Raw genomic sequence first — 23372 nt, 5'->3', positions numbered from 1 at the left:
GCACTTTCAGACAACCCGGAAGACCCGGCCCGTCTGTCCGGAAGAAGCCGGTCCGCGTGACCAATATCCGATGAACGTCGTTGGGTCGCTGCAACCCCAGGATGTCCGGCCCAACCCCAGCAGGCGCCCCATGTTCAAGTCGTTGTTCAGGACGTTCGTCGAGCAGTACACGAGGAACCAGCAGCTCAGACGGGAGTTGAGGGCGCAGCGAGGTGAGCAGGAGCGGCGCTGGCGGGAGGAGGACCGGGCGATCCTGCACGCGGCCCTCGCCGCCAACCGGGTCGCCCTCGAACAGCACAACGCCACGCTCCGGCGCGCGGCCGGCGTCTCGTACCTCACCCTGCGCTGCCACGAGGACACCTGGACCTTCCTGGCCCGGACGGCGTTCGGGGTGTGGGAGCCCGGCTGGACACAGAGCACCCGCGACCCGTACGACCGGGTCGGCCCCACCGCGACCAGGGCGGCCCACTTCACCGCGAACCCCAATCTGCCGCCGGGCCGTATCGCCAAGGCGGACGGCGGGATGCAGGACGTCCTGCTCTCCGGCCACAACCTGGTGCACCTCCTCGACGCCCTCCGCGAGGCCACGGGTTCGGAGCTGACCGCCACCGGGGCGCGGGCCCGGACCCTCTACGACCGGCTGGCGTCGTTCACCGCCAAGCTCGACGCCGCCGCGCCCACGGGCCGCACCACGGGCATCCTCTGGCGGATCGACGACAGCCTGCACAGCCAGTACGTGAGCCGCCCGCCCGGTGGCTCCGGCCCAGGCTCCGGCCCCGGACGGGCCGCCGCCGCGCCCCTGCTGCACAAGGTCCCCTCCTCCACCCCGACGGCCCGCCGCCGCCACCCCGAGCGGGGCGGCTCACCGACGCCCGTGGCCCAGAAGTAGGAGACGGACGGGCGGCTTCCGGGCTCCGGGTTTCCGGGCTGCTTCCGGGCTCCAGGTTTCCGGGCTGCTTCCGGACTTCCGGACTTCCGAACTCCGGAGTACAACCTTCCGTCGCAACCGGTCGTCTCATCCGATATCAGCACCACGACAGTGTTGTGCGACGAAGGGGGACGAAATGCGACGAATCGGAGTGACGGTCCTGGCGCTCGCGCTCGCGGCGACCGCGATCGGGACGGGCGCGGCCACGGCGAGCGCCGCGCCCGGGAGTGCCGCGCGAGCGGCGGCGGCCTGCCCGACGGGCTGGGGCAGCGGCGTCAAGGGCAGCCCCGACAGCGGCGCGGTGCCGCTGTCGGACATCAGGACCGGCCGGCACGACTGCTTCGACCGCATCGTGTTCGACGTCCCCGGCGGCGGCGACCGCCTCGGCCACTGGGTCCAGTACGTCGACCGGCTCCACCAGTCGGGCTCCGGCGACCTCATCCCGGTGACCGGTGGGGCCATCCTGGAGATCCGGATCGCCGCGCCCAGCTACGACCCCGAGACCGGTGGCGTCGCGTACCCGGGCAAGGTGGGCAAGAACCTGCCCGGCGTGAACATCTCCGGCTACCGCACGTTCCGCGACACCCGCTTCGCGGGCAGCTTCGAGGGCGAGACCCAGATCGGCGTCGGCATCCGCGCCCGGCTGCCGTTCCGGGTGCTCCAGCTGCCGGACCGGCTGGTGGTGGACGTGGCGCACAGCTGGACGTAGGGCCTGTCCTGCGAGGTGCCGGGCCGGGCCGACTTGTAGGGTCCGGACGGTGGAGAGATCGCGTGAGGGTGTGCGGGACGGCGGGCGCGGCGGCGTGGGCGGTGAAGACGCGTCGTCGTTGCTGGACGTGCTGCTGGAGGCGGCGGACCGGGCGCCCGGGCAGACCGTCGTCCACGTCCGGGGGGACGGCGTCGAGCACACCGTCACCTTCGCCGAACTCCGCGACGACGCCCTGCGCGTGGCGGGCGGCCTGCTCGCCGCGGGCGTGGCACCGGGCACCCCGCTGCCCCTGGTCGCCGACCGGGGCGACACCTTCCAGCCCCTGTTCTGGGGCGCGCTCGCGGCGGGAGCGATACCCGTGCCCCTCGCCCCCGAGCCGCGCCGGATCGGCCCGGTGCGCGAACTCCTCGGCGACCCGCCCGTGCTGGTGGGCGAGGAGTCGACGGCCACCCTCGTCGCGACGCGGCTCTCCCCGCGCATACCGGTGCTGCGGCTGGACGACCTCCGCGGCGGCCGTCCGCCGCGGCGCCCGCACCGCCCCTCCCCCGACGACATCGCCTTCCTCCAGTTCTCCTCCGGCAGCACCGGCGCCCCCAAGGGCGTGGAGCTGACCCACGCCGCGGTCCTCGCCAACCTCCGCCAGATCCGTACCGCGATGGCGATCACCGAGGACGACGTGATCGCGACCTGGATGCCGTACTTCCACGACATGGGGCTCATCGGCACCCATCTGGTCCCCATGGCCGCGCGGGTGAAGCAGGTCCGGATCGAGCCGCTGTCCTTCGCGAAGCGGCCCGCGCTGTGGTTCGAGGCCGCGGCCCGGCACCGCGCGACCCTCCTCTCGGCCGCGAACTTCGCCCTCGCCCTCGCCGTCCGCCGTGTCCCCGCCACCGCGCTCGCCGCTCTCGACCTCGGCTCCGTACGGCTGCTGCTCGTCGGCGCCGAGCCCATCGCACCGCGCGTCTGGCGGGAGTTCACCGCCCGCACGGCCCCGGCGGGACTGGACCCGCGTGCCCCGCTGCCGGTGTACGGGCTGGCCGAGGCGACCCTCGCGGTGACCGTACCGCCGCTGGGCGAGACGGCGGCGCCGCTGGTGCTGGACCGGGCCGCGCTGGGCCGGGGGCGGGTGATGGACGCCGAACCGGGGCCGCACGCGGTCGAGTTGATGGACCTCGGGATGCCGGTGGACGGCTGTGAGGTCCGGATCACCGGGGGTTCCGGTGCCGTGCTGGGGGAGCTGCGGGTCGGGCAGGTGGAGGTGCGGGGGCCGCAGGTGGGACGCGGGTACCACCGGGCGCCGGACGCGAGCGCGGAGGCGTTCGGGGCCGGCGACGGCTGGCTGCGGACCGGTGACCTCGGGTTCCTGCGGAACGGGCGGCTGTGTGTCACCGGCCGCCGCAAGGACGTGGTGTTCGTCAACGGCCGTACGTTCCACGCGTCCGACCTGGAGGAGACGGTCGCCGCGACGCCGGGGCTGCCGCCGGGGGCCGTGGCGGTCGTGGGGTCCACCGATCCGGACGGCGGGGGCGAGCGGGTCGTCGCGTTCGTGCAGTGGGCCCGGCCCCCGCGCGCGGTCGCCGCGCCGGTGCTCCGCGCCGCCGCCGGGCGGCTGCGGGAGCTGCTCGGGCACGACGACGTACGGGTACTGCCGCTGCCGCCGGGGGCGTTCGCCCGGACCACCAGCGGGAAGCTGCGGCGGGGGGTGCTGCGGGAGCGGTTCGAGGCGGGGGCGTACGCGGTGGTCGAGGAGCGCTGGGCCCTGGGCGCGGGTGGCGCCGTCGAGGGCGAGCGTGGTGTTCCCCGTTCGCTGCGGGAGGTGCGGGAGGCCGTACGGGAGGTATGGGCGCGGGTGTTGGAGGTGCCCGTGGCCGAAGTGGGGCTTCAGGAGCGGTTCTTCGACCTCGGGGGGTCGTCGCTGAAGGCGATGGCTGTGCTGGGTGGGTTGGAGGAGGTGTTCGGGGTTGCTGTGGAGCCGGGGGTTCTGCGGGAGCACGACACGGTGGTGGGGTTGGCGGGGTATGTGGATCGCCTCATGGGCCGGGAGGGGATGTCCGTCGGCGACCGCGGGTCCAGTGGGGCTTCTCGCGCCCACGCGGCGGAGCCGCAAATGTCACAGCCCCGCGCCCCTGAAGGGCCTGCGGCCCTTCCCGGGGGCGCGGCCCTCGCCGTGCTCTCCGTCGCCTGTCGGTTTCCCGGGGTCGGATCGCCCGAGGAGTTCTGGGAGTTGCTCGTCGCCGGAGGCGGGGCCGCCGGGCGGCTGCCCGAACCCGGTGCCTTCGACGCCGCCTTCTTCGGGATGGACGACGCGCAGGCACGGGCGACCGATCCGCAGGCGCGGATCTTCCTGGAGCTGGCGCACGAGGCGCTGGAGCGGGCCGGGTACGCGGGGGCGCGGCGGGCCGGGCGGCGGGTGGGGGTGTTCGCGGTGGCCGGGGAGAGCGGGTACCGCGAGATCCTGGCCGAGGCCGCCGACGGGGACCTCGCCCGGCACCCGGCCGCCCTCACCGGCAACCTGCCCAATCTGCTCGCCGCCCGCGTCTCCCAGATCCTGGACCTGAACGGCCCCGCCCTCGCCGTCGACACGGCCTGCTCCTCCGCGCTCGTCGCCCTGCACCTGGCCCGCCGCAGCCTGCTGTCCGGCGAGTGCGACCTCGCGGTCGTCGGCGGCGTCAACCTGGGGCTGACCCCGACCGGTCACCGCCTCCTCGACGCGACGGGCGCGCTGTCGCCGAGCGGAAGCTGCCGGGCGTTCGCCGCCGACGCGGACGGTTTCGTACCGGGAGAGGGCGGCGCCGCGCTCGTCCTCGCCCGCCTCGACGACGCCCGCACCGCCACCGACCCGGTCCTCGCCCTCGTACGCGGCACGGCCGTGAACAACGACGGCCGCTCGCTCGGCCTGCTCGCCCCCACCCCGCGCGGCCAGCGGGAGGTGATCGGGCAGGCGTACGCGGAGTGCGGCGTCGATCCGGACGACGTGACGTACGTCGAGGCGCACGGCACGGGCACACCGATCGGGGACCCGGTCGAGGCACGGTCGCTCGGGCAGGCGTTCCCGCCCCGCGCCGACGGGGTCCCGCGCGGGCTCGGCTCGGTCAAGGCGAACCTCGGGCACCTCCTGAACGCGGCCGGCCTGCCCGCCCTCGTCAAGGTCGCCCTCGCCCTCTCCCACCGCCGTCTCCCGCCCTCACTCCACGCCACCGCGCCCGCGCCCTTCCTCGCCGCCACCGCCCCCGGCTTCCGTCTGCTCACCGAGCCCGAACCCTGGACCGGCCCGGCCGACCGCCCCCTCCTCGCCGGCGTCAACTCCTTCGGCTTCGGCGGCACCAACGCCCACGCGGTGCTGGAGGAGGCGCCGAGGGAGACGGCCGGGGCGGTCGCGCCTCCCCCGGCCGCCACCGGTCCGCACCTCCTCACCCTCTCCGCCCGCACCCCCGGCGCGCTGCGCGTCGCCGCCGCCGAGCTGGCCGCACATGTACGGGCCCACCCCGAAGCCGACGAGGGCGATGTGTGCACGGCCGTCAACACCGCCCGGGACGAGGGGCCGTACCGGATCGCCGTGGTGACACGGGGCCGGGGCGACCTCGCGGAGCTTCTCCGGGAACGGCTCGCGGAGGTCGGGGAGCCGGGCGACGCGAGCTTCGCGGCGACGGGTCCCGTACGGCCGTCCCGCCCCCGCACGGTGTTCGTCCTGCCCGGCCAGGGAACCCAACGCCCGGGTCTCGGCCGGGAGTTGTACGACACCGCCCCCGCGTTCCGGGACGTCCTGGACGAGGTCTCCTCCCTCACCGGGCCGGTCCTCGGCCGCACCCTGGCCGCCTGGTGCCTGGACGAGGACACCGACCCCGCCGCCCTGGCCCGTACGGAGGTGGCACAGCCGCTGCTGGTGGCGTTCGGGGTGGCGCTGGCCGGGCAGTTGGCCGCGTGGGGCGTGACACCGGACGCGGTCGTGGGGCACAGCGTCGGCGAGATCACCGCCGCGTGTGTCGCGGGCGCGCTGTCCCCGGCCGAGGCGGTCGGCTTCGCCGCCGAACGCGGACGTCTGATGGGCGCCCTCGTCGCGCCGGGCGCCATGGCCGCCGTACGGGGTGACGAGGACTCCGTCGCCGCCGTGGTCGCCGAGTCCTCCGGCACGCTCACGGTGGCCGCCGTCAACTCGCCCACCCAGGTCGTGCTTTCGGGCGGGACGGACGCCGTCGACCGCGCGGTCGCCGCGCTCACCGCCCGTGGTGTGGCCGCCCGCCGCCTCCGCGTCTCCCACGCCTTCCACTCCCCGATGGTGAACCCCGTGCTCGCGCCCCTCCACAGCGCGGCCAAGTCCCTCACCGTCCATCCGCCCACCGTTCCGATGCTGAGCACGGTCACGGGCGAGTGGGCGCCCGGTGCCGGTGCTGGTGCCGGTGCTTCGGGTTCCGGTTCCGGTTCCGGCTATTGGCGTGATCACGCGGTACGGCCCGTCCGCTTCGGTGCGGCCGTCTCCCGGCTTCTGGACGAGGGTTACGACCATTTCGTCGAGCTGGGCCCCGGCGCCACCCTCACCGCCCCGATCCTCGCGACGGCCGCCGCGCGTTCCGACGTCACCCCCTCCGAGGTGACGGTCCTGCCCGCGCTGACCACCGCCCCGAAGCGCGGTGGGCTCGGGAGCGCCTCGGCCACAGCGGCATCCCAAGCCGTGCCCGGCGCGACGGCGTTGCTCGAAACCGTCGCTCTGCTCTGGACCCGGGGGACACCGCTGTCCCCCGACTCCCCCGCCCGGAGCACCGCACGGCGACGGGTCCCGGTCCCCACGTACCCGTTCCAGCGCGGCCACCACTGGCCGGAGCCCCTCGGCACGGCGCCCGCCTCCGACACGGCTCCCGCATCCCATGCCGCACCCACCCCGCGTCCCCTCCTCTGGCGCGACGCACCGCTGATCGCCGCCCCCGGCCCCCGGGTCGTCCGGCTGACCGGCGCCGACACCGCCCTGCGCCGTTCCCTGGCCGAGCGGCTCACCGGTCGTGGGGTGACCGTGCTGGGGTCGACGGCGTCCACGGCTCCGGAGGTCGTGCTGTGGTTCGCCGGTGACGATCGCCCAGAGACAGAGCCGGACACCACCGCCGCCATCGCCTCCCTGCGCGCGGTGCTGCCCGCGCTCGGCACACCCCCCGTCCGCCTGCTGCTCATCACGGAGGACGCGTACAGCACCGGCACCCACCCCCACACCGACAGGCCCCCACTCCACCGCCGCCCCGCGCAGGCCCTCCTCCACGGCTTCGCCCTGGCCCTCCCCGAGGAACACCGGGGCCTGTCCTCCCTGAGCATCGACCTGTCCGCCCAGGACACTCCGGAGGCTCAACTCGACGCCATCGAGCGGGAGTTGGAGACGGCATCCCCCACCACTCCCGACGCGGGCGGCACCGTCGCCTGGAGAGCGGGCCGCCGTCTCACCCGGACCGCCACGGCCCCCGCCTCACCGGTCTCCCCCACCACTCCGCTCCCCCCGAACGGCACCTACCTGATCACCGGCGGAGCAGGCGGCCTCGGCTCCGCGCTCGCCCGTGACCTCGCGGAACGCGGCTCCCCCACCCTCGTCCTCACCGGCCGCACGCCCACCCCGCCCCGCGCCCTGCTCGCCGACCTGCGCGCCCTCGGCGCCCACGCCCGCTACGAGGCCGCCGACGTCTCCGAAGAGACCGCCGTCGACGACCTCGTCGCCGGACTGCCGCCGCTGGACGCGGTGTTCCACGCGGCGGGCACGGCCCGCCCCGGCAGTCTGCGCGCCAAGCCGGACGACGAGATCGAGGCCGTACTCGCCGCGAAGGTGCGCGGCACGACCCTCCTGGCCGCGGCGCTCCGCCGCCACGGCCACGGGAACGCCCGGTGCGTCGCCTTCTCCTCCGTCTCCGCCGTACTGCCCGGCCTGGCCGGCGCCCTCGGCGACTACGCCGCCGCCAACTCCTTCCTCGACGCCTTCACCACCGCCGAACGCGCCGCCGGCCGCGCCTGGCAGACCATCGCCTTCGGCCCGGTCGCCGACACGGGCCTGGCCGGCGCGACACCCCCAGCCGCCTCCACCCCCATGACCGCCCAGGCCGCCCTCGCGGGCCTCCACGCCGCGCTGAACCTGGACGCGGCCCACGTACTACTGGCGGACACCACCCCCGACGACGACCGCGCCCCCTCAGAGGGCCGCGGGCCCTCCAGGGGCGCGGGGAACCGCGCGACCAGCCACAACACACCCGCACCCGCACCCGCCGACGAGCAGCTCCCCCCGCCCCCTGAGGCGCCCACCCCCCTGACCCCCCTCATCCGCCGCCTCCTCGCAGAGGCACTGCACCGCTCCCCCCAGGACATCGACGACAACGCCCAGTTCCTCACCCTGGGCCTGGACTCCCTCAGCGCCGTAGACCTCGCCCGCCGCCTGGAACGCGAACTCGGCCACCCTCTCCCCGCCACCCTCCTCTTCGAACACCGCACCATCGCCGAACTGGCCACCCACCTGACCACCACGTCACCACCCGCACAGACGCCCCCGCCCCCGCCCCCGTCCGGAACAGGGACAGGGGCAGGGGCAGGGGCAGGAACCCACCACCCCCTCACCCCCCTCCAACTCGCCTTCCACACCACCGAAACCCTCCACGACGGCATCACCGCCTACGGCTACCTGCGCCAGACCATCAGCGGTCCCCTCGACACCGCTCTCCTCGGCCGGACGCTCACCCACCTCACCGCCCGCCACCCCATGCTGCGCATGCGGATCACCGACGACGGCGGCCCCCGCCCCCACCGCTACACCGCCCCCGCCGACCCCCTGGACACGGCACCCCGCTGGTACGAGATACGACGGGAACCGCACACCCCCCAGCAACTGACCGAGCTCGAACTCGCCCTCTGCAACCGCCCGTTCGACCTGACGACAGAGGCCCCCGTACGAGCGGTCCTCGTCCCCGACCACAGCGATAGCAACGCCGACGGCGACGGCGACGGCGACCGCGCCCATCTGCTCCTGGTCGTCCACCACGCCGCCGCCGACGGCTTCAGCCTCAAGCTCCTCGCCGAGGACCTCTGGTCGCTCTACACCGCCCTGGACCGTGCCGACGGAGTCCCCGAACTCCCTGCTCCTCAAGCGGAGTTCGCCGACTACGCAGCCGCCCTGACCACCGAACGCCAGTCCCCGGCGCACGCACGGAACCAGCAGTACTGGCGCGACCGTCTGACCAGCCACACGCCCCCACGCCCTTCCCTCCCGTACGACGGCGACCCCGAAGCACCCCCCACCCCGCCCCTCACCCACCGCCGCACCGGCATCGACGAGGAACTGACCGCCACGCTCCGTGAGACGGCGGCGCGGCACGGGGTCTCCTTGTTCCATCTGCTGCTGGCGGCGTACGGCCGCTGCCTGGCGCGGTGGAGCGGCCGGGAGACCGTCGCGGTCAACGTGGCCCGTGCGCGACGGGAGTCGCCGCTCCCCGGCATCGACCGTCTGGTGGGCCCGCTGGCCGACACCCTCCCCGTGTTCGTGGACATCGACCCCGCCGAACCGGTCACCGCCCTCGCCGACCGCCTGCGCCGGATCTGGCGGGAGGCCGAGGCCCACGCGACCCTGAGCAGCACGGACTTCGCCCGTCTGCTGTCCGAGGTACGCCCCGTCACCGGCCCGGCGCCCCGCACGGCGGCCGAGGCCGGCTTCAGCTTCGCCCGCTTCCCGGTGGTGCACGGCCCGGACTGGCCGGTCACCGTCACCCCGACGGCAGCCGCCACCGCCTCCGCCGCCACCCGCCTCGGCCTCCTCTGCTGGGAGTCCGACTCCGCCCTGCGCCTGTCCTGGAACTACCCGGCCCACCTCTTCCGCCCCGAGACGGTAAGCCGCCTGGCGGACGAGTACGTCACGGAACTACGAGCCACGGTCGCCCAAAGCCCCCAGGAACCCCGCCCAAGCACAACGCCCCCGCCCCCTGAGGCGCCCCCCACCACAACCCGCACCGACATCGTGTCCCGCCTCACCACCCAATTCCGCACCACCCCCCACGCCATAGCCGTAGACACCGGTGACACCAGCAGCCACCCGACCCACCTCACCTACGCCGCCCTGGACACCACCTCAGCCACCCTCGCCACCCGCCTCCGCGACATCGGCGTACGCCCCGGCGACCTGGTCGGCCTCCTCACCGAACCCGGCGGCACGGACACGGTCACCGGAGTCGTCGGCATCCTGCGCGCCGGCGCCGGCTGGGTCCCCCTGGACGCCACCCACCCCACCACCCGCCACCGTGACCAGCTGTCCCGTACGGGAGTCCGCGTCCTGGTCTGCGACCGAACGACCCACGAGGCGGCCACCGCCCTGGACGGAATCACCCCGGTCGAGGTGCCCGAGCCCCCCACCACCCCCGTAGCCACCCCGCGGAACTCCGCCCCCGACCCCACTCCCGACCCCGACCCCGAGGCCATCGCCTACGTCATCTTCACCTCCGGCTCGACGGGCCGCCCCAAGGCCGTCCCGATCACACACCGTTCGATGACGAACTACCTCGACTGGTCCCTGACCACCTTCGGCTACGGCCCCGGCGACCGGCTCGCCCAGACCGCGTCGGTCTGTTTCGACGCCTCCGTACGGCAGTTGCTGGCCCCGCTGCTGGCCGGCGCCACCGTGCACACCCTCTCCCGTGAGGTGCTGCGCGACCCCGAGGCCCTGCTCGACCGGGTCGTGGCGGACCGGATCACGGTGTGGAGCTCGGTCCCCACCCTGTGGGAACGCCTCCTGACCGCCGCCGAGGAACGCGCCCGCCGACACGGCACACCCCCCGACCTCACGGCCCTGCGCTGGGTCCACGTCGGAGGCGAGGCGCTGCCCGCGGCCCACGTACGCCGCTGGTTCGACCTCCTCGGCACCCCCACCACCGACGGCCCGCGCCCTGCCCATCCCCACCGGATCGCCAACCTCTACGGCCCCACCGAGGCCACCATCAACGCGACCTGCCACATCATCGACACCCGCCCGTCCGACGACGTACGCCACCTGCCCATCGGCCGCCCGATCACCGGCACCGAACTGACCGTGATCGACGAGAACGGACGCGAAGTCACCCCCGGCGAACATGGCCTGCCCGGTGAACTCCTCATCGCCGGAACCGGCCTGACCCCCGGCTACCTCGGCGACCCCGGCCTCACCGCCGCCGCGTTCACCGAACGGGACGGCCGCCGCTGGTACCGCAGCGGCGACCGCGTCCGCCGTACGGCCGAGGGGGTACTGGAGTTCCTGGGCCGCCTCGACGACCAGGTCAAGGTCCGCGGCCACCGGGTGGAGCTGGGCGAGATCGAGGCCGCCCTCCTCACCCACCCGGGTGTGTCCCGCGCGGCCGTACTCCTGCGCGACAGCCGCCTGGAGGCATACGTCGAGCCCCGCCCCGGCACCCACACCCCCGGCCCCCGCGAGGTGCGCGCCTTCCTCGCCCGCACCCTCCCCCCGTACATGCTCCCCGCACGCGTCCACTTCCTCCCGGCCCTCCCCCTGACCGGCACAGGCAAGATCGACCGCAACCACCTCACCACCACCGCGACCCCCGCGACCCCCGCACCTGGCATCGCCGCCGGCACCACCCAGGGTGGAGCCCCGCCCGCCACCCCCACCGAACACCTGCTGGCGCGCACCTGGTCCGCCCTCCTGGACGTACCGGAACCCGAGATCAGCCGCGAGGACGACTTCTTCATCCTCGGCGGCGACTCCATCACGGTGCTGGAGATGTTCTCCCGCCTGCGCGACGAGCGCCCCGCGCTGCCCCGCCCCACCACCGTCTACACGCACCGCACCCTGACGGCCCTGGCGGCAGCCATCGACGACACCGCCCCCGACCCGGCCCCCGACAGTGCCGCCACCACCCCCCTCGACACCCTCACCCCGTACCCCCTCACCCCCTCCCAACAGGGCTTCCTCCTCGCCGACGCCCTCACCACCGGAGGGCCGGGCCCGGTCGGCGCAGCCGGCCCCGACCCCGCCTGGCTGGCCCGTTTCCGCGTCCACGGACCCGTCGACCCGGACCTGTTCCAACGGGCCGTGGACGTCCTCATGGCCCGGCACCCCATGCTCCGCACGGTCTTCCCGGCGGGCGCCCGCCCGCCCGTGCAGCAGGAACTCCCGGCCTCGCTACGACTCCCCGTCGAGACGGAGACCCTCACCCACCCCGGGCTGCTGGAGGAGCGGGTCGCCCAGGAGGCGGCCCGCCGCTTCGAAACCTGGGCCTGGCCCCTGCTCCGCCTACGCCTCTTCACGATCACGCCGGACGACCACGTACTCCTCGTCCACGCCCACCACCTCATCGGCGACGGCTACAGCGCGGCCCTCCTCAGCCGCGAACTCCTCACCGTGTACGGCCGTTTCGCACGCGGCCTCCCCCACGGCCTGGAGCCCCCGCGCTCCACCTTCCGCGACCACGTCCTGCACCGCACCGCACCCCACCGGCCCACGACCCCGGAGGCCGAGGCGTACCGCGCACGTCACCTCACCCCGTACACCCCGCCCGTCCTGTGCACCCCCCACACCCCCGGCTCCGCCCCCACCCCCGCCTTCCACACCGCCACCCTCACCCTCGACGCCGACCGCACCCACGCCCTGCGCCGCCTAGCCCGGACCGCCGGCACCACGCTCCACGCCCCGGTCCTCACCGCGTACTACCGCGCCCTCACCACCCTCACCGGCCGCCGTGACCTGGTGCTGGGCATGGCCGTCACCGGCCGGGACGAGACCGACCGGGACACCCACGACGTCTTCGGCCCGTTCGCCGAGGCGGTGGCCCTGCGCCCGGCGAACCCGTCCGAGGACCCCCTCCCCGCCCCCGGCTTCGACGAGGACCTCCACCGCGTGGCCGCGGAGTCGCTCACGGCCCGCGCCACCGGCCCCCTGAACCTCCATGACCTCCGTGACCTCCGTACGCCCCAAGGCCTCCCCCGCACCGCCCAGTTCTTCTTCACCTTCCTGGACTTCACCGCCCTGGACACGCCCACCGACGCACCCCCGCCCCTCACACTCCGGGCCGACGACTCCGCCACCGAACTCGCCCCGCCGCCCCTGGGCACCGACGTCTTCCTGGCCGTACGCCCCACCCCGGACGACGGAGGCCTCAGCATCACGGCCCGCGCGTCGGCATCGGCCATGACGGGTGAGCAACTCGGCTCCTTCATAGAGGAGTTGACCAGCCAACTGAAGGAAAACGCACAGCCGACCAACACCCCCACCCCTCCCTCCCCCTCTCCTCCTCCCCCTCCTCCCCTCGACGCCGCGCTGATCGGCTACCTCCCCGACCCGCACGCCCTCGCCGCCTTCGCCGGGCTCCCCCCGGAGAAGGCACCCGGCCGTGAGACGATCCGCGCCCTGCTCTTTCCGGACGGCCGGCCCAGGCTCCTGGAGACCGTCACCACGCCCCTCGGCAGATCCGGCTTCGTCGCCCTGCCCCTCTTCGCCGACGAACTGACCGCCCCTCCGACGCCCCACCCGCTGGCCGCTCTCACCGCACACGCCATGGACCACGCCGCGACCCTCGGCGCCCGCTGCGTATCCCTGGCCGGCATGATCCCCTCCCTCACCGGCTACGGCTACGACGTCCTGCGCGAGGCCTCCCCCACGGCCGGCGCCCGCCCCGCCCTGACCACAGGCCACGCGGCCACGACGGTCGCCGTGGTGGCCACGGTCCGCGGCGCCCTCGACGCGACCGGCCGGGACCTCGCCGAACTCACCCTCGCCGTCGTCGGCTGCGGTTCCATCGGCACGTCCTCGCTGCGTCTGCTCCTGGCCCTCAGCCCCCACCCCCCGGCCGGGCTCCTGCTCTGCGACGTGCCCGGCAGCGCCCCGCGCCTCCGACGCCTGGCCGCCGAACTGACCGCCGAGCACCCGGCGATGTCCGTGCGGGTGGTCGAACCGGCCGACCCCCGCACCCTCCCCGCCGAGGTCTACGACACCGCCGATCTCCTCGTCACGGCGGTCGGCGGCGGTACGGCGACCGTGCTGGACGTCGACCGGCTGCGGCCCGGCACGATCGTGGTGGACGACTCCTTCCCCCACTGTTTCGACACCGCACGGGCCCTGGACCGTATGCGGCGCGAGGGAGACGTACTGATCGTGGGAGGCGGCCTGCTGTCCCTGGACGCCACGGAGACCCACCTCTCACCGGACCTCCCGGCCCCGGCCCTCACCGCCCTGGGCGCCCTGACCCCGCCCACCGGCCACGCCACCACCCGCCCCCCACAACATCTGGCGCTCCACCTCCCCGGCACCCTCGCCTCCTGCCGCCTGGAGTCCCTCCTCCACGCCCACGCCCCCGACACGGAACTCCCCCTGATCCACGGCCTGGTGGACCTCCCCCGAGCCCTCGCCCACTGGAACGCCGCCAAGGCCGCCGCCGTCCACCCGGCCCCCCTCCACCTCCTCGACCACACCGTCCCACCGGAGGCTCTGACGGCGCTGCCCCCGCCGCCGTCGCGGTCCGCCGCCGGGTCAGGGCGTCGGGATGCCCGCCGGGCGGGCCGGGCGGCCGAAGCGGGCGGGGACGCCGGGTGAGTAGAGGACGCTGACGGGCCGCCCGACGGGCGCCGGGAGTCCGGCGGCGGCCAGCAGGTCCTCCTCGCACTCGACCAGTTCGGCCCGGTGCAGCGGCCAGCGCGGGTGGGCGTTGGGCAGGAACATCGAGCGCCCGAAGAACGCCCCGTGCATCCCCCACCGCGCGGTCAGGAAGTGCTCCAGCCCGGTCGGCTCGTCGATCGGCCCGCCCACCCGCACGACGATCCGGGTCCCCGCCCCACGGGGTCCGGGCCACCGCCGGGAGCTGGTGTAGGTGACCAGGTCGCCCACGCCTCCGCCGCCGGGCTCGATGTCCATCCGGGACCACAGGTACGGCATCCGGAAGCCGAACCGCCCGACCACCACCGGCAACAGCCGCGACGCGTCGAGCGAACGGAAGACGACGCCGCGCCGCCCGTGCCCGTCCACCGAGTAGAGCCGCACATTGGTCTCCGGGAAACTGCCCAGATAGGGCACGCCCGGCAGCCGCAGCCACCCCACCTTGTGCATCCGGAACGCGACCAGCCCGACGTACGTCACCCCGTCCAGCGTGTCGGGCACGGTCCCCGGCGGCAGCAGCCCGGCGACGGCCTCCGGCTCGACGGCCCAGTGCACGAAGGTCAGATCGAGCCAGGACTGCGTGAGCAGGGGCCGCGCTATCGCCTCGGGCGCGTCGGGGGTGATGGGCGTGAGGGGACTGACGGGATGGACGGAATGGACGGGTGTGGTCGCGGTGCTGGCAGTGCTGGCGCTGGTGGTGGTGACGGGGTCCGGGCCCCATCCGGGTGACTGCGGCATGCGCCAGTACTACTACGGCCGTACGCCGAAGCCCACGGCAGGCCCGGAGCTACTCCTGCTCCGAACCCATGACGAGGGAGCGCCCGACAGGCCGGCAGCCCGTCAGGGTCAGGGGGGTGTGTAGTTGCACATGCCGTAGCGGCATGTGGTGTCGTCGAGGGCACCACGGCACGAAAGGCCCTGTCTGCGATGTACCCCACCCCCATGCCTCCCCGCAAGGTCAAGATCGGCGATGCCGCCGCCTTCGCCGGAACCACCCCGCGGGCCATTCGTCACTACCACCAGATCGGTCTGCTGCCGGAGCCCGAGCGAGGCGGAGACGGACGCCGCCGCTATGGCTACGACGACATGATCCGCCTGCTGTGGGTCCGCAAGATGTCCGAGGCCGGCATCGGCCTGGACGACATGCGGACCGCCTTCAACGAAGCCCGGGACGTGGAAGACGTCCTGGGCCGGCTGGAGGAAACCCTGGCCGCCCAGGAGGCCGACATCAAGCGTCAGCGAGCGGCGGTCCAGCGCCTGCGGGCCGTGGGCAGCCCACTGGGCTTGCTCTCCCCGTTGGTCACGGACCGGCTCAGCCACCTGCCTCCTGGGTCGCTGCGCCCCTCCGACCTGGACGCCCTGCTGGTCACGGAACGGATCTTCGGGCCGCTGGGAGCCGCGATCCAAGCCAGCGTGTTCATCATCCTGGCGACCCATCCCGGCCTACGGGCCGAGGCGGACCGCCTCGAAGCGGCCGACGCCGCCCTCGATGACACCGTCGACCCCCACGACCCACGGGTCGACGAACTCGCCGCGCAGCACTGCGCCCACCACAAGGCCCTGAACGAGGCCATCGAAGCGGCCGGACTGGACGCGGCCGAGGAGAAGCTCTTCGACATCTACGACGCCGAGGCGAGCGGCGAGGAGGACGAGGAGGTCCACATGAGCGCCTTCGAAGCGATAACCAAGATGCCCTACGGCTTCTCCCCGGCCCGGACACGGTGCGTGGTACTCACCGGACAACTCGTTGCCGGGCTCCTCTCCGCAGACAGCTGATCGCTGGTGTTGGTCAGGGCCGTGACACGACTGTCAGGCACGGGCCCGGACGATGAGCGTGCCGATGTGCCCGGCTTGTGGGGCCTCCACCACCGTCGCCTCGGCGGACGTGAACCCTGCCCTGAGCAGGTGCCGCTCCCACACCGCGGGCCGGTAGCTGTAGCGGTAGGTGAACATGGCCTTCCCCGCGAACCCGCCCTTGTACATGCCCTGCGGCCCATAGGCGCCCGGGATGGCCGGCGGCTGGGAGAACACGAAGACACCGCCGGGGGTGAGGTGTTCACGGACGAGGGGGAAGAGGCGGGAGGGGTCGGTGAACCAGGCCGCGCCGAAGACGGAGTACACGGCGTCGTACCGTCCCTCGTCGGCGGCGAGCCAGTCGAGGACCTCCCCCGCCTCGATCCGCACCCCGAGCGCCGCCCACTTCTCTCCCGCGAGCGCCACCATGCGCGGCGACAGGTCGACCCCGGTGGCCTTGACGCCCTGCCGCGCGAGGTGGGCGAGGGCGCGGCCGGTACCGCATCCGACCTCCAGCACGGCCGCCGGGCTGCCGAGCAGTTCCGGCCCGGGACCGTGTCCGGCGTACTGGGTCCAGCAGAACGACGGCTCGGCGTCGTCCTTGAACGCGGACTCGGCGTAGGCGTCCCACAGTTCGGTCTCGGCGACGATGTCATGCGGTACGGGCACGGCTGTTCCTCTGGTCGTCGGAGGGCGGGGGTGACTGGAGCCAAGGTCAGTGGCTGTCGGGGACCTGGTCGTCGCACGGTGAGCGGTCCTCGCCCCGGCAGGACGCGGGCGGCAGCGACAGCGCATCCGGCACCCGCGGGAAGTGCGGGGCGCAGTCCCGGCACGCGTACACCGTGAAGCCGGGACCGGTGCCTTGATGGACCTCGGAGACGACGACCGGTGCATCGGTGATGCACAGCAGCGCACGCACATCCGCACCGGCGCCCGTGTCCCGCCCGGGGCCGCCCCGGGGCGCTCGCCGTGCTCGCTCGGCCCACTCATCCGGCCACCGCCTCGGCGCCCACCACATGCAGGTCGAGGTCGATACCGAAGTCCGCCGCGAGAACCATGGCGACACGACGCCGCCGCTGCCGCGCCCGCTCGCACTCCTGCGCCCGCTCCCGCTCGGCGAGAACGACATACGGCCGGACCACCGCCGTCGCCTCACCGGGCAACGGCTCCTCCAGACCGTACGGCGACCGCCGCACCGGAGGCCACGGCTCAGCCGCACCGGGCGCCTCCGGCATACGCGCAGGGGCCTGCCAGGCGGGACACGTGCCCGCCCTGCGCCTGCCGGTACCGGGCGCGAACACGCCCAGGACCCACAGCGCGAGCGCGTGGATAATGCTCACTGTCATCAGCTCCTCAGAGGCTGGTGGCCATGCCCCGGGGCCCTGCAAGGCCGCCGGGGTCTTCTCTGCATAGGGTAGACCTAGCTAGCTAGGGTAGATAGTCGATATTAGCAAGCTCGTCTCGCTCATCCTGGTCGGGCCGCCTAGCGTCCCCAGCATGAAATGGGAGCCGGACGTACCCCGCTGGAAGCAGGTCTACGCAGTCGTCGAGGGGCGGATCGGAGACGGGACCTATCCACCCGGATCGCAGCTACCCGGCGTTCTGGCGATCCAGGGTGAGTTCGGCATCGCGCAGATGACCGCACGACGCGTGTTGACGGAACTGCGGGCTGCGGGGCTCGCACAGATGCACCCGGGGGTAGGCACCTTCGTCAGCGAACTCCCCCAGCAGCCTGAGTGACGGCGGCCCTGAACGGCCTGTCTTCATCGGCTCAGTGCGCGCCTGGCCGCGTTGATGACGTTGTGCGCGTCGGCCCCGTACAAGGCCGACTCGCTGAGGGTCCTCCAGACCTTCGAGTACAGAGCGATGCTGTCGGCGTCGTCCAACCACAGCTCGGCGTGCCAGTCCTCCGCCGAGACGACCCGGTCGTCCAGGATGCAGAAGCTGTTGCCGGGCGGGATCTTCACCGGGGCCGAGAGCGGAATGATCCCCAGCTCAACGGTGTCCATTCCGATGGCCCCCGTGAGCCGGTCGAGCTGGGCGACCAGCACGGAGGACGGACAGACCAGGACCCGCAGCGCGGCTTCCCACATGACGACCCGCAGCCGATGCCCTGATGTGTACAGCCAGTCCTGCCGCCGCATCCTGACCCGTACGGCTTCCTCGGTGTCCGTCGTGGAGCCGTGCAGCTGTGCGTACCGGGTGAGGACCGCCCGCGCGTAATCGGCTGTCTGGAGCAACCCGGTGACCGTGGATTCTTCCCATGCCCGGATGACCCGCGAGCGGGCGGTCTCCGTCGCCCAGTTCTCCTGTACCGGGCTCTGCCCTGCCGCGAGCTGGCGACGCCAGGAGCGGATATGGGTCTCGAACCCCGCGAGCCGACCGACGAGTTCCTCGTACGCCTCGGGCTGCCCGGTGGCGTCGACCCACGCCCTGAGGTCCCTCTGCGTGGCGGTCTGCCGTCCGTGCTCCAGCTTGCTGACCTTCGAGACGGGCCAGCTCAGCTGGGCCGCCAGCCGCGTAGCGGTGATCCGCCCACCGGGCGCGGTGAACCTGAGCCCTCTCAAACGCGCGCCGAGCGCCTCGCGCGCCTGCTGATAGTCGGTCACCGGTATACGTCTGCTCCTATTCCCTGGCGGTTACCCGCGCCGCGAACTGGTCGTACGGGACGGCGTGATGCAGGGCTGCGTCACGCGCGATGGAATACCGCACGACTTCGGCGGGCTCCGTCTTGGCTTCATAGCCGGTCAGTTCGTCGGCGTCGTCGAAGTGCAGCACCACGACAAGGCGCGAATCGAAGATCCAGAAGTCCTCTTCAAGCAGCCGCAGCATCTCGGCGTCCGACCGCCACAGACAGCGGGCGTCCTCACCCGTGGCGGCGTTGCACGCCGCGTAGCCGAGCAGGAACCGTTGTCCGTCAGTGGGCGGATCGTCGACGACCCGCACCCGCCCGATGGCCTTGCCCATGTCGGCCTGGCGCCGGATGTTCTGATGCCACTCGCCGGCCATGTCGGGCTCCCACACCACGACGCCGGTCCTGAGGAACTCGTCGAATGTCTCGTCACGGTCCGATGCGTAGCCCCGCCTGGTCTCCAGGTGCCACGCGCTGTGCTCGAAGTCCCTGAACAGACGGGTGAACTCGTCCGCGTCGATCATGTCGGGCATCGGGTCGGTCTCCTTCGGCGCCCAGTTCACCAGCAGCTCGCGGGGCACGACGACCGCCGCGTCTCCGGTGCCGAAATGACGCAGCTGAGCAAGGTCTTCGGCGTCGGTCAGCGGCCTGCCCTGCACCACCACCTCTCGGGTGTCCAGACTCTCGTGCAGTGCCGGGCAGTTGCCGACCTTGCTTTCGGTACCGGTGAAACGCAGGCGCATGGTTCCCGTCCTCTCGTGGTTGCGGACCACTCCAGGATGCGCGAGCTGTACATCACGGACTACAGCGTGCAACCGACCTCAGGCGAAAGAAAGAGAAAGCCAGTCATCGGACAAGAAAAAGTGAGAAAACTCCGTGGTGACCGACGCTTGCCCGTCCCTAACGTCCGGTTCATGCCCACGAAGAAGCCTGACGTCGACCCGTACGCGGCGGCTGAATCTCTGAGAGCAGCACTCACCGCAGCCGGAATCGTCCTGCCCTCTCTCAACGTCGACTGCGCGTCCCCGCAACTGGGACTGGTCGAGCTGGGACGTGTGCGCGCCGACGTGGCCGCTCGCCTGGCCGAAGTCCTTCAGCGAGGGGGCCAGGAGTGATGAGCGCGCTGGAGAAGCCTCCGACGACGCTGAGTCACGGCGAACTCCCGTACCCGCGCGGAACGCTCGTCGAGGACACCGAGCGCCACTGGACCGGCGAACTCGTCGGCGTGATCGAGGAACGCGTCAAGGAGTCCGGCAAGCTCCTCAGTCGAACCGCCTACCTGCGGCCGAGAGGTGGCGGGATCGAGTGGGACGCGCCCTTGGCCCATATCCGGCCGGTCGAGCCACAGTCGTGACGACGCCGACCAAGATGGCTGCCCGCCTGGGACCCGGTGACCACTACCAACGCTTGAACTTGGATCGCTGGTAACTGGACGGTCCGACGTGAATTTCCCGGCCACGGCGTGTGCGAACGCGGCCGCCCGTCCTGACTATCGGATTTCCGTCGAGACCGGACCGAGGAAGAAGAGGCACTGGTCAGTGTTGAACTCGCCCACCTCGGCGACGAAGTGGAACCTGTCGCCCTCACCTACGGTGGCGGGGATCTTCTTGCCTGTCAGTTTCAGGTCAAAGACGCTGACGTCCTCGTACATGAAGGCCGGGCCGACCGTCGTGTTCGGGCCCTTGTCGCCCGGGCCCAGGAGGAGGTCGTAGCGGGTGCCGTAATCGCCGTGAGGGGACATGTTCACGACCGAGCCGTTGAACGCGACGGTCCGGCCCTGGTGCCTGGTCGCGAAGTCCAGGTTCGCGTCGTCACATGTGTCCGCCTTCAGCAGTGCCGCGAACTCCGGGTTGTTCTGAGACGTGATCACCTCAGTGGCAGCGGACTCGGCCGCAGCTGGAGTCGGCGTACCTGAAGACTTCTCGATGGCAGCAGCCGTTGCTTTATCCGACTCACTCTTCTTGTCGCCCTCGTCACTGAGTGCAGAGCCGACGCTGATGACGGTAGCCAGAATCACGAGGACGGCGGCCGCCGCACCAATCATGGCCCACGGCTGCGGCTTCTTCGGCCGACGGAAGTTGAGGGTGGAGCGAAGCCCGTCCTGGGCCTGATCCACAAGTTCCCAGCCATCCTTCTGCATCTTGGAGATCACCAAGCCGCCGGCGCCGCGAACTGTCCGCACGGTCTTGCACTCGTACTTGATCTCGTCGACCACGCGGCTCCGCGCCCCCTCAATGGACTTTTCGTACCAACTGCCTCGCGAGCATAGGGGACTCTCCGCGAGAAACTCACCCTCCAACCACCCCTCCCCACTTCACGTGCTGACCGCACAGATCACCCACCTCGCGGCCTCCGCCTCCCGCCGAACACCCCCAATCCTTCGCTCGGTCGCCTTCGCGACGGACCCCGCCGACCGCCGCCCCGCCTACCACTTCACCGATCGCCCGACCCATGCCCCACGACTCCACAAAATGAAAGGTTGCTTGACTTAAGTAAGTCGATTGTGATTGCCTAAGTCAAGCAATGAAGAGCAGCCGAGCATCTCGGTGCCACGACCGCTCGACCCCGTCGAGCGCATGGACCGGGGCCGCCCTGAGCGGAGGGCGGTCCCAGCGCGCCGGACCCGTGGGGACGGGGCTCGGCGCGATCGGTGGCCCGGCGGCCGGAACACTCCCCCCGTTCCGCCGCCGGGCCCGCCGGTACCGGCACCGGCGTTCCGCCCCGGCCCCGACCCGGCGCGGTCACCCCCGTCGACCCCGGACAGGACCCCCACGATGGCCCCCTCCACAACCTCTCCCCCGGCGCACCTCCGCCGGGCCGCCCCGCACCCCCGCGCCCTCCGCCGGACCGTCGACGCGACCCTCGCCACCGTGCTCCTCGCCTGCTCGTTCCCCGGGACCCTGATCACCTGGCCGGGGCACGCGCTCACGGTGCCGTGGTGGCCGGGGGTGCTGCTGGCCGGGGTGTCCTGCGGGGCACTGCCGGGGCGGCGCGGCCGGCCTCGGACGACCGTGGCGGTGACCCTGGCGTGCGCCATCGCGGCCTGTGCGCTCGGGTATCTGCTCACCGTGCTGCTGCTGGCACCGCTGATGGTCGCGCTGCACTCACTGGCGGTGCGCACGGACCGGCGGACGGCCAACTCCTTCACGTTCACCGGTATCGCGCTGCTGGTGGCCACGGGGCTGATCGCGGGGCCCGTCGGGGAACCCCTGGTGCTGAAGCTGATCGGGCCGACCGCCTGGCTGCTGCTGCCGACCTCGCTCGGTACGGCGACCCGGCTGCGCGGCGCCTATCTGGAGGCGGTGCGGGCACGGGCCGAGCACGCCGAGCGGACCCGGGACGAGGAGGCCAGGCGCCGGGTCGCCGAGGAACGGATGCGGATCGCACGGGACCTGCACGACGTCGTCGCCCATCACCTCGTGCTGGCCAACCTCCAGGCCACGACGGTGGGCCGGTTCGTACGGGCCCGGCCCGACGAGGCGGAACGGCTCATCACCGAACTCTCCCGCACCACCACCTCGGCCCTGCGCGAACTCAAGTCCACCGTGGGGCTGTTGCGGGCGGAAGGGACGGAGAAGGCGGAGACAGCGGAGAGAGCCGGAGGGGCGAAGGCGGCGGAGCGCCGGGACGACATGGACAGCCGGCCCGTCGCCTCCACTCCCGGGCTCGCCCAACTCCCCCAGCTGGCCGCCTCGTTCGCGTCCGCCGGGCTCGCGGTGACCGTCACCGGCACGGGCGACCCCCGGCCGCTGTCCGCCGGCGCGGACCTCACCGCGTACCGCATCGCGCAGGAGGCCCTCACCAACGTCACCAAACACGCGGCCACCCGCACGGCCGAGGTCCACCTCGTCTACACCACGAAACGACTCCGGCTCACCGTCCTCGACGACGGCGGCCCCCGCCCCGGCGGCGAACCCTCCCCCGGCGGCGGATACGGCCTCCTCGGCATGCGCGAGCGCGCCCACTCCGCCGGGGGCCTCCTCCGTGTCGGCCCCCGGCCCGGTGGCGGTTTCGAGGTGGTCGCCGAGCTGCCGCTGCCGTCAGTCGAGGACGTGGCGTAGATACGAGGCCGGGTCGGCGAGGTAGCGGCGCCAGTGGTCGACCAGGGCCAGTTCGTCCCAGGGGACGCGGCGCAGGCCGTGGTCGCCGACCTCGATGATGTCGGCGCCGGGCAGCGCGGTCAGCAGCGGCGAGTGCGTGGCGCAGATGACCTGGCCGCCGTTGCTCACCAACTGGTCGATGTGACCGAGGAGTTCGAGGCAGGAGGTGAAGGACAGCGCCGCCTCCGGCTCGTCCATCACATACAGGCCGGGCTGCAGGAACTTCCCCCGGAACGCCGCGAGGAAGCCCTCGCCGTGGCTGACCGAGTCCGGGGCGAAGCCCTCCCGGTCCAGTGCGTCGAGGGCCGTCTCCGCGCGCAGGAAGAAGCCCTTGCGGGCGGACCAGCTGCCCAGCATGCGGCGTCCGCGCGGGGCCGCGTCGAAGCGGATCCGTTTGCCCAGCACCGACTTGGGGCGGTGGCTGGCGTACCGCCAGTCGTGCGAGCCGCCCCAGGAGTCCAGGCCGAAGCCCTCGGCGAGCGCCTCCACGAGGGTCGACTTCCCCGAGCCGTTCTCCCCGACCAGGAAGGTCACCGGCGCGGTGAAGCGCAGACCGTCGGTCACGAGCGCGCGGACTGAGGGGACGGACCAGGGCCAGCCCTCGGCCCCTTCGTCCCCGTCGAGTC

At 72.9% G+C, this 23372-nt stretch carries 16 protein-coding genes; 8 read left to right on the top strand and 8 right to left on the bottom strand.

The genetic code is table 11. The features are described from left to right. The first annotated feature begins 70 nt into the window (after positions 1–70). The 3 genes from J8M51_RS34160 to J8M51_RS34150 all read left to right on the top strand — a co-directional run bounded on the left by J8M51_RS34160 (position 71) and on the right by J8M51_RS34150 (position 14160). Positions 71–889, top strand: a complete 819-nt coding sequence (locus J8M51_RS34160; RefSeq protein ID WP_256965595.1) for a hypothetical protein — start codon at positions 71–73, stop codon at positions 887–889. A 175-nt stretch (positions 890–1064) separates the two neighbouring features. Next, positions 1065–1637 carry an AMIN-like domain-containing (lipo)protein gene (locus tag J8M51_RS34155; RefSeq protein WP_086759236.1) on the top strand — a complete coding sequence of 191 codons (573 nt, stop codon included), beginning with the start codon at positions 1065–1067 and terminating at the stop codon, positions 1635–1637. A gap of 49 nt (positions 1638–1686) precedes the next feature. Continuing rightward, a complete protein-coding gene (locus J8M51_RS34150; protein WP_398857471.1) occupies positions 1687–14160 on the top strand; it encodes an amino acid adenylation domain-containing protein in 12474 nt (4157 codons plus the stop codon). Here the strand turns inward: J8M51_RS34150 and J8M51_RS34145 are convergent. Next, positions 14098–14958 (bottom strand): YqjF family protein, encoded by an 861-nt coding sequence (locus J8M51_RS34145; RefSeq protein WP_086759915.1) that lies wholly within the window; start codon positions 14956–14958, stop codon positions 14098–14100. The two genes, J8M51_RS34150 and J8M51_RS34145, sit on opposite strands and share 63 nt — an antisense overlap. A gap of 189 nt (positions 14959–15147) precedes the next feature. On the opposite strand from J8M51_RS34145, the gene J8M51_RS34140 reads away from it, so the two are divergent. Beyond that, complete coding sequence (locus tag J8M51_RS34140; RefSeq protein WP_086759913.1) at positions 15148–15996, top strand: MerR family transcriptional regulator; 849 nt, start codon at positions 15148–15150, stop codon at positions 15994–15996. Positions 15997–16029: 33 nt separating this feature from the next. On the opposite strand, the gene J8M51_RS34135 is transcribed toward J8M51_RS34140, so the two are convergent. The 3 genes from J8M51_RS34135 to J8M51_RS34125 form a co-directional block, all read right to left on the bottom strand. Beyond that, complete coding sequence (locus J8M51_RS34135) at positions 16030–16683, bottom strand: class I SAM-dependent methyltransferase (protein WP_086759911.1); 654 nt, start codon at positions 16681–16683, stop codon at positions 16030–16032. A 46-nt stretch (positions 16684–16729) separates the two neighbouring features. Continuing rightward, positions 16730–16933 (bottom strand): hypothetical protein, encoded by a 204-nt coding sequence (locus tag J8M51_RS34130; RefSeq protein ID WP_179203307.1) that lies wholly within the window; start codon positions 16931–16933, stop codon positions 16730–16732. Positions 16934–17000: 67 nt separating this feature from the next. Then, positions 17001–17360 (bottom strand): hypothetical protein, encoded by a 360-nt coding sequence (locus J8M51_RS34125; RefSeq protein WP_086759909.1) that lies wholly within the window; start codon positions 17358–17360, stop codon positions 17001–17003. A gap of 151 nt (positions 17361–17511) precedes the next feature. Here J8M51_RS34125 and J8M51_RS34120 point away from each other — a divergent pair, with 151 nt between their 5' ends. Beyond that, on the top strand, positions 17512–17754 hold the full coding sequence (locus J8M51_RS34120) for a GntR family transcriptional regulator (RefSeq protein ID WP_086759907.1): 243 nt from the start codon (positions 17512–17514) through the stop codon (positions 17752–17754). A 23-nt stretch (positions 17755–17777) separates the two neighbouring features. Here the strand turns inward: J8M51_RS34120 and J8M51_RS34115 are convergent, their stop codons facing one another. Both J8M51_RS34115 and J8M51_RS34110 read right to left on the bottom strand, forming a co-directional pair. After that, complete coding sequence (locus J8M51_RS34115; RefSeq protein ID WP_086759905.1) at positions 17778–18623, bottom strand: DUF5753 domain-containing protein; 846 nt, start codon at positions 18621–18623, stop codon at positions 17778–17780. Between the two features lie 16 nt (positions 18624–18639). Further along, a complete protein-coding gene (locus tag J8M51_RS34110; RefSeq protein ID WP_086759903.1) occupies positions 18640–19389 on the bottom strand; it encodes a DUF6879 family protein in 750 nt (249 codons plus the stop codon). A 171-nt stretch (positions 19390–19560) separates the two neighbouring features. Between J8M51_RS34110 and J8M51_RS34105 the strand changes: the two genes are divergently transcribed. Together J8M51_RS34105 and J8M51_RS34100 are read left to right on the top strand one after the other, a co-directional pair. After that, entirely contained in the window at positions 19561–19761 is a 201-nt protein-coding gene (locus tag J8M51_RS34105; RefSeq protein ID WP_086759901.1) for a hypothetical protein, read from the top strand. Beyond that, positions 19761–20000, top strand: coding sequence for a hypothetical protein (locus tag J8M51_RS34100; RefSeq protein WP_086759899.1), 240 nt, complete (start codon positions 19761–19763; stop codon positions 19998–20000). The genes J8M51_RS34105 and J8M51_RS34100 overlap by 1 nt, the downstream gene beginning before the upstream one ends. 135 nt (positions 20001–20135) lie before the next feature. Here the strand turns inward: J8M51_RS34100 and J8M51_RS34095 are convergent, their stop codons facing one another. Continuing rightward, positions 20136–20861 carry a DUF4839 domain-containing protein gene (locus J8M51_RS34095; RefSeq protein WP_086759897.1) on the bottom strand — a complete coding sequence of 242 codons (726 nt, stop codon included), beginning with the start codon at positions 20859–20861 and terminating at the stop codon, positions 20136–20138. A gap of 559 nt (positions 20862–21420) precedes the next feature. Here J8M51_RS34095 and J8M51_RS34090 point away from each other — a divergent pair. Beyond that, positions 21421–22707 (top strand): sensor histidine kinase, encoded by a 1287-nt coding sequence (locus tag J8M51_RS34090; RefSeq protein WP_267299732.1) that lies wholly within the window; start codon positions 21421–21423, stop codon positions 22705–22707. On the opposite strand, the gene J8M51_RS34085 is transcribed toward J8M51_RS34090, so the two are convergent. After that, the gene (locus J8M51_RS34085; protein WP_256966266.1) at positions 22687–23310 is read right to left on the bottom strand and encodes an AAA family ATPase; all 624 of its coding nucleotides are present in this window, start codon (positions 23308–23310) and stop codon (positions 22687–22689) included. The two genes, J8M51_RS34090 and J8M51_RS34085, sit on opposite strands and share 21 nt — an antisense overlap. Positions 23311–23372 lie beyond the last annotated feature (62 nt).

Origin of the sequence: Streptomyces griseiscabiei (genome assembly GCF_020010925.1) — a bacterium.
GTDB lineage: Bacteria > Actinomycetota > Actinomycetes > Streptomycetales > Streptomycetaceae > Streptomyces > Streptomyces griseiscabiei.
The sequence above is the reverse complement of the archived record's forward strand: the minus strand, read 5'-3'. Positions and strand labels throughout refer to the sequence as shown.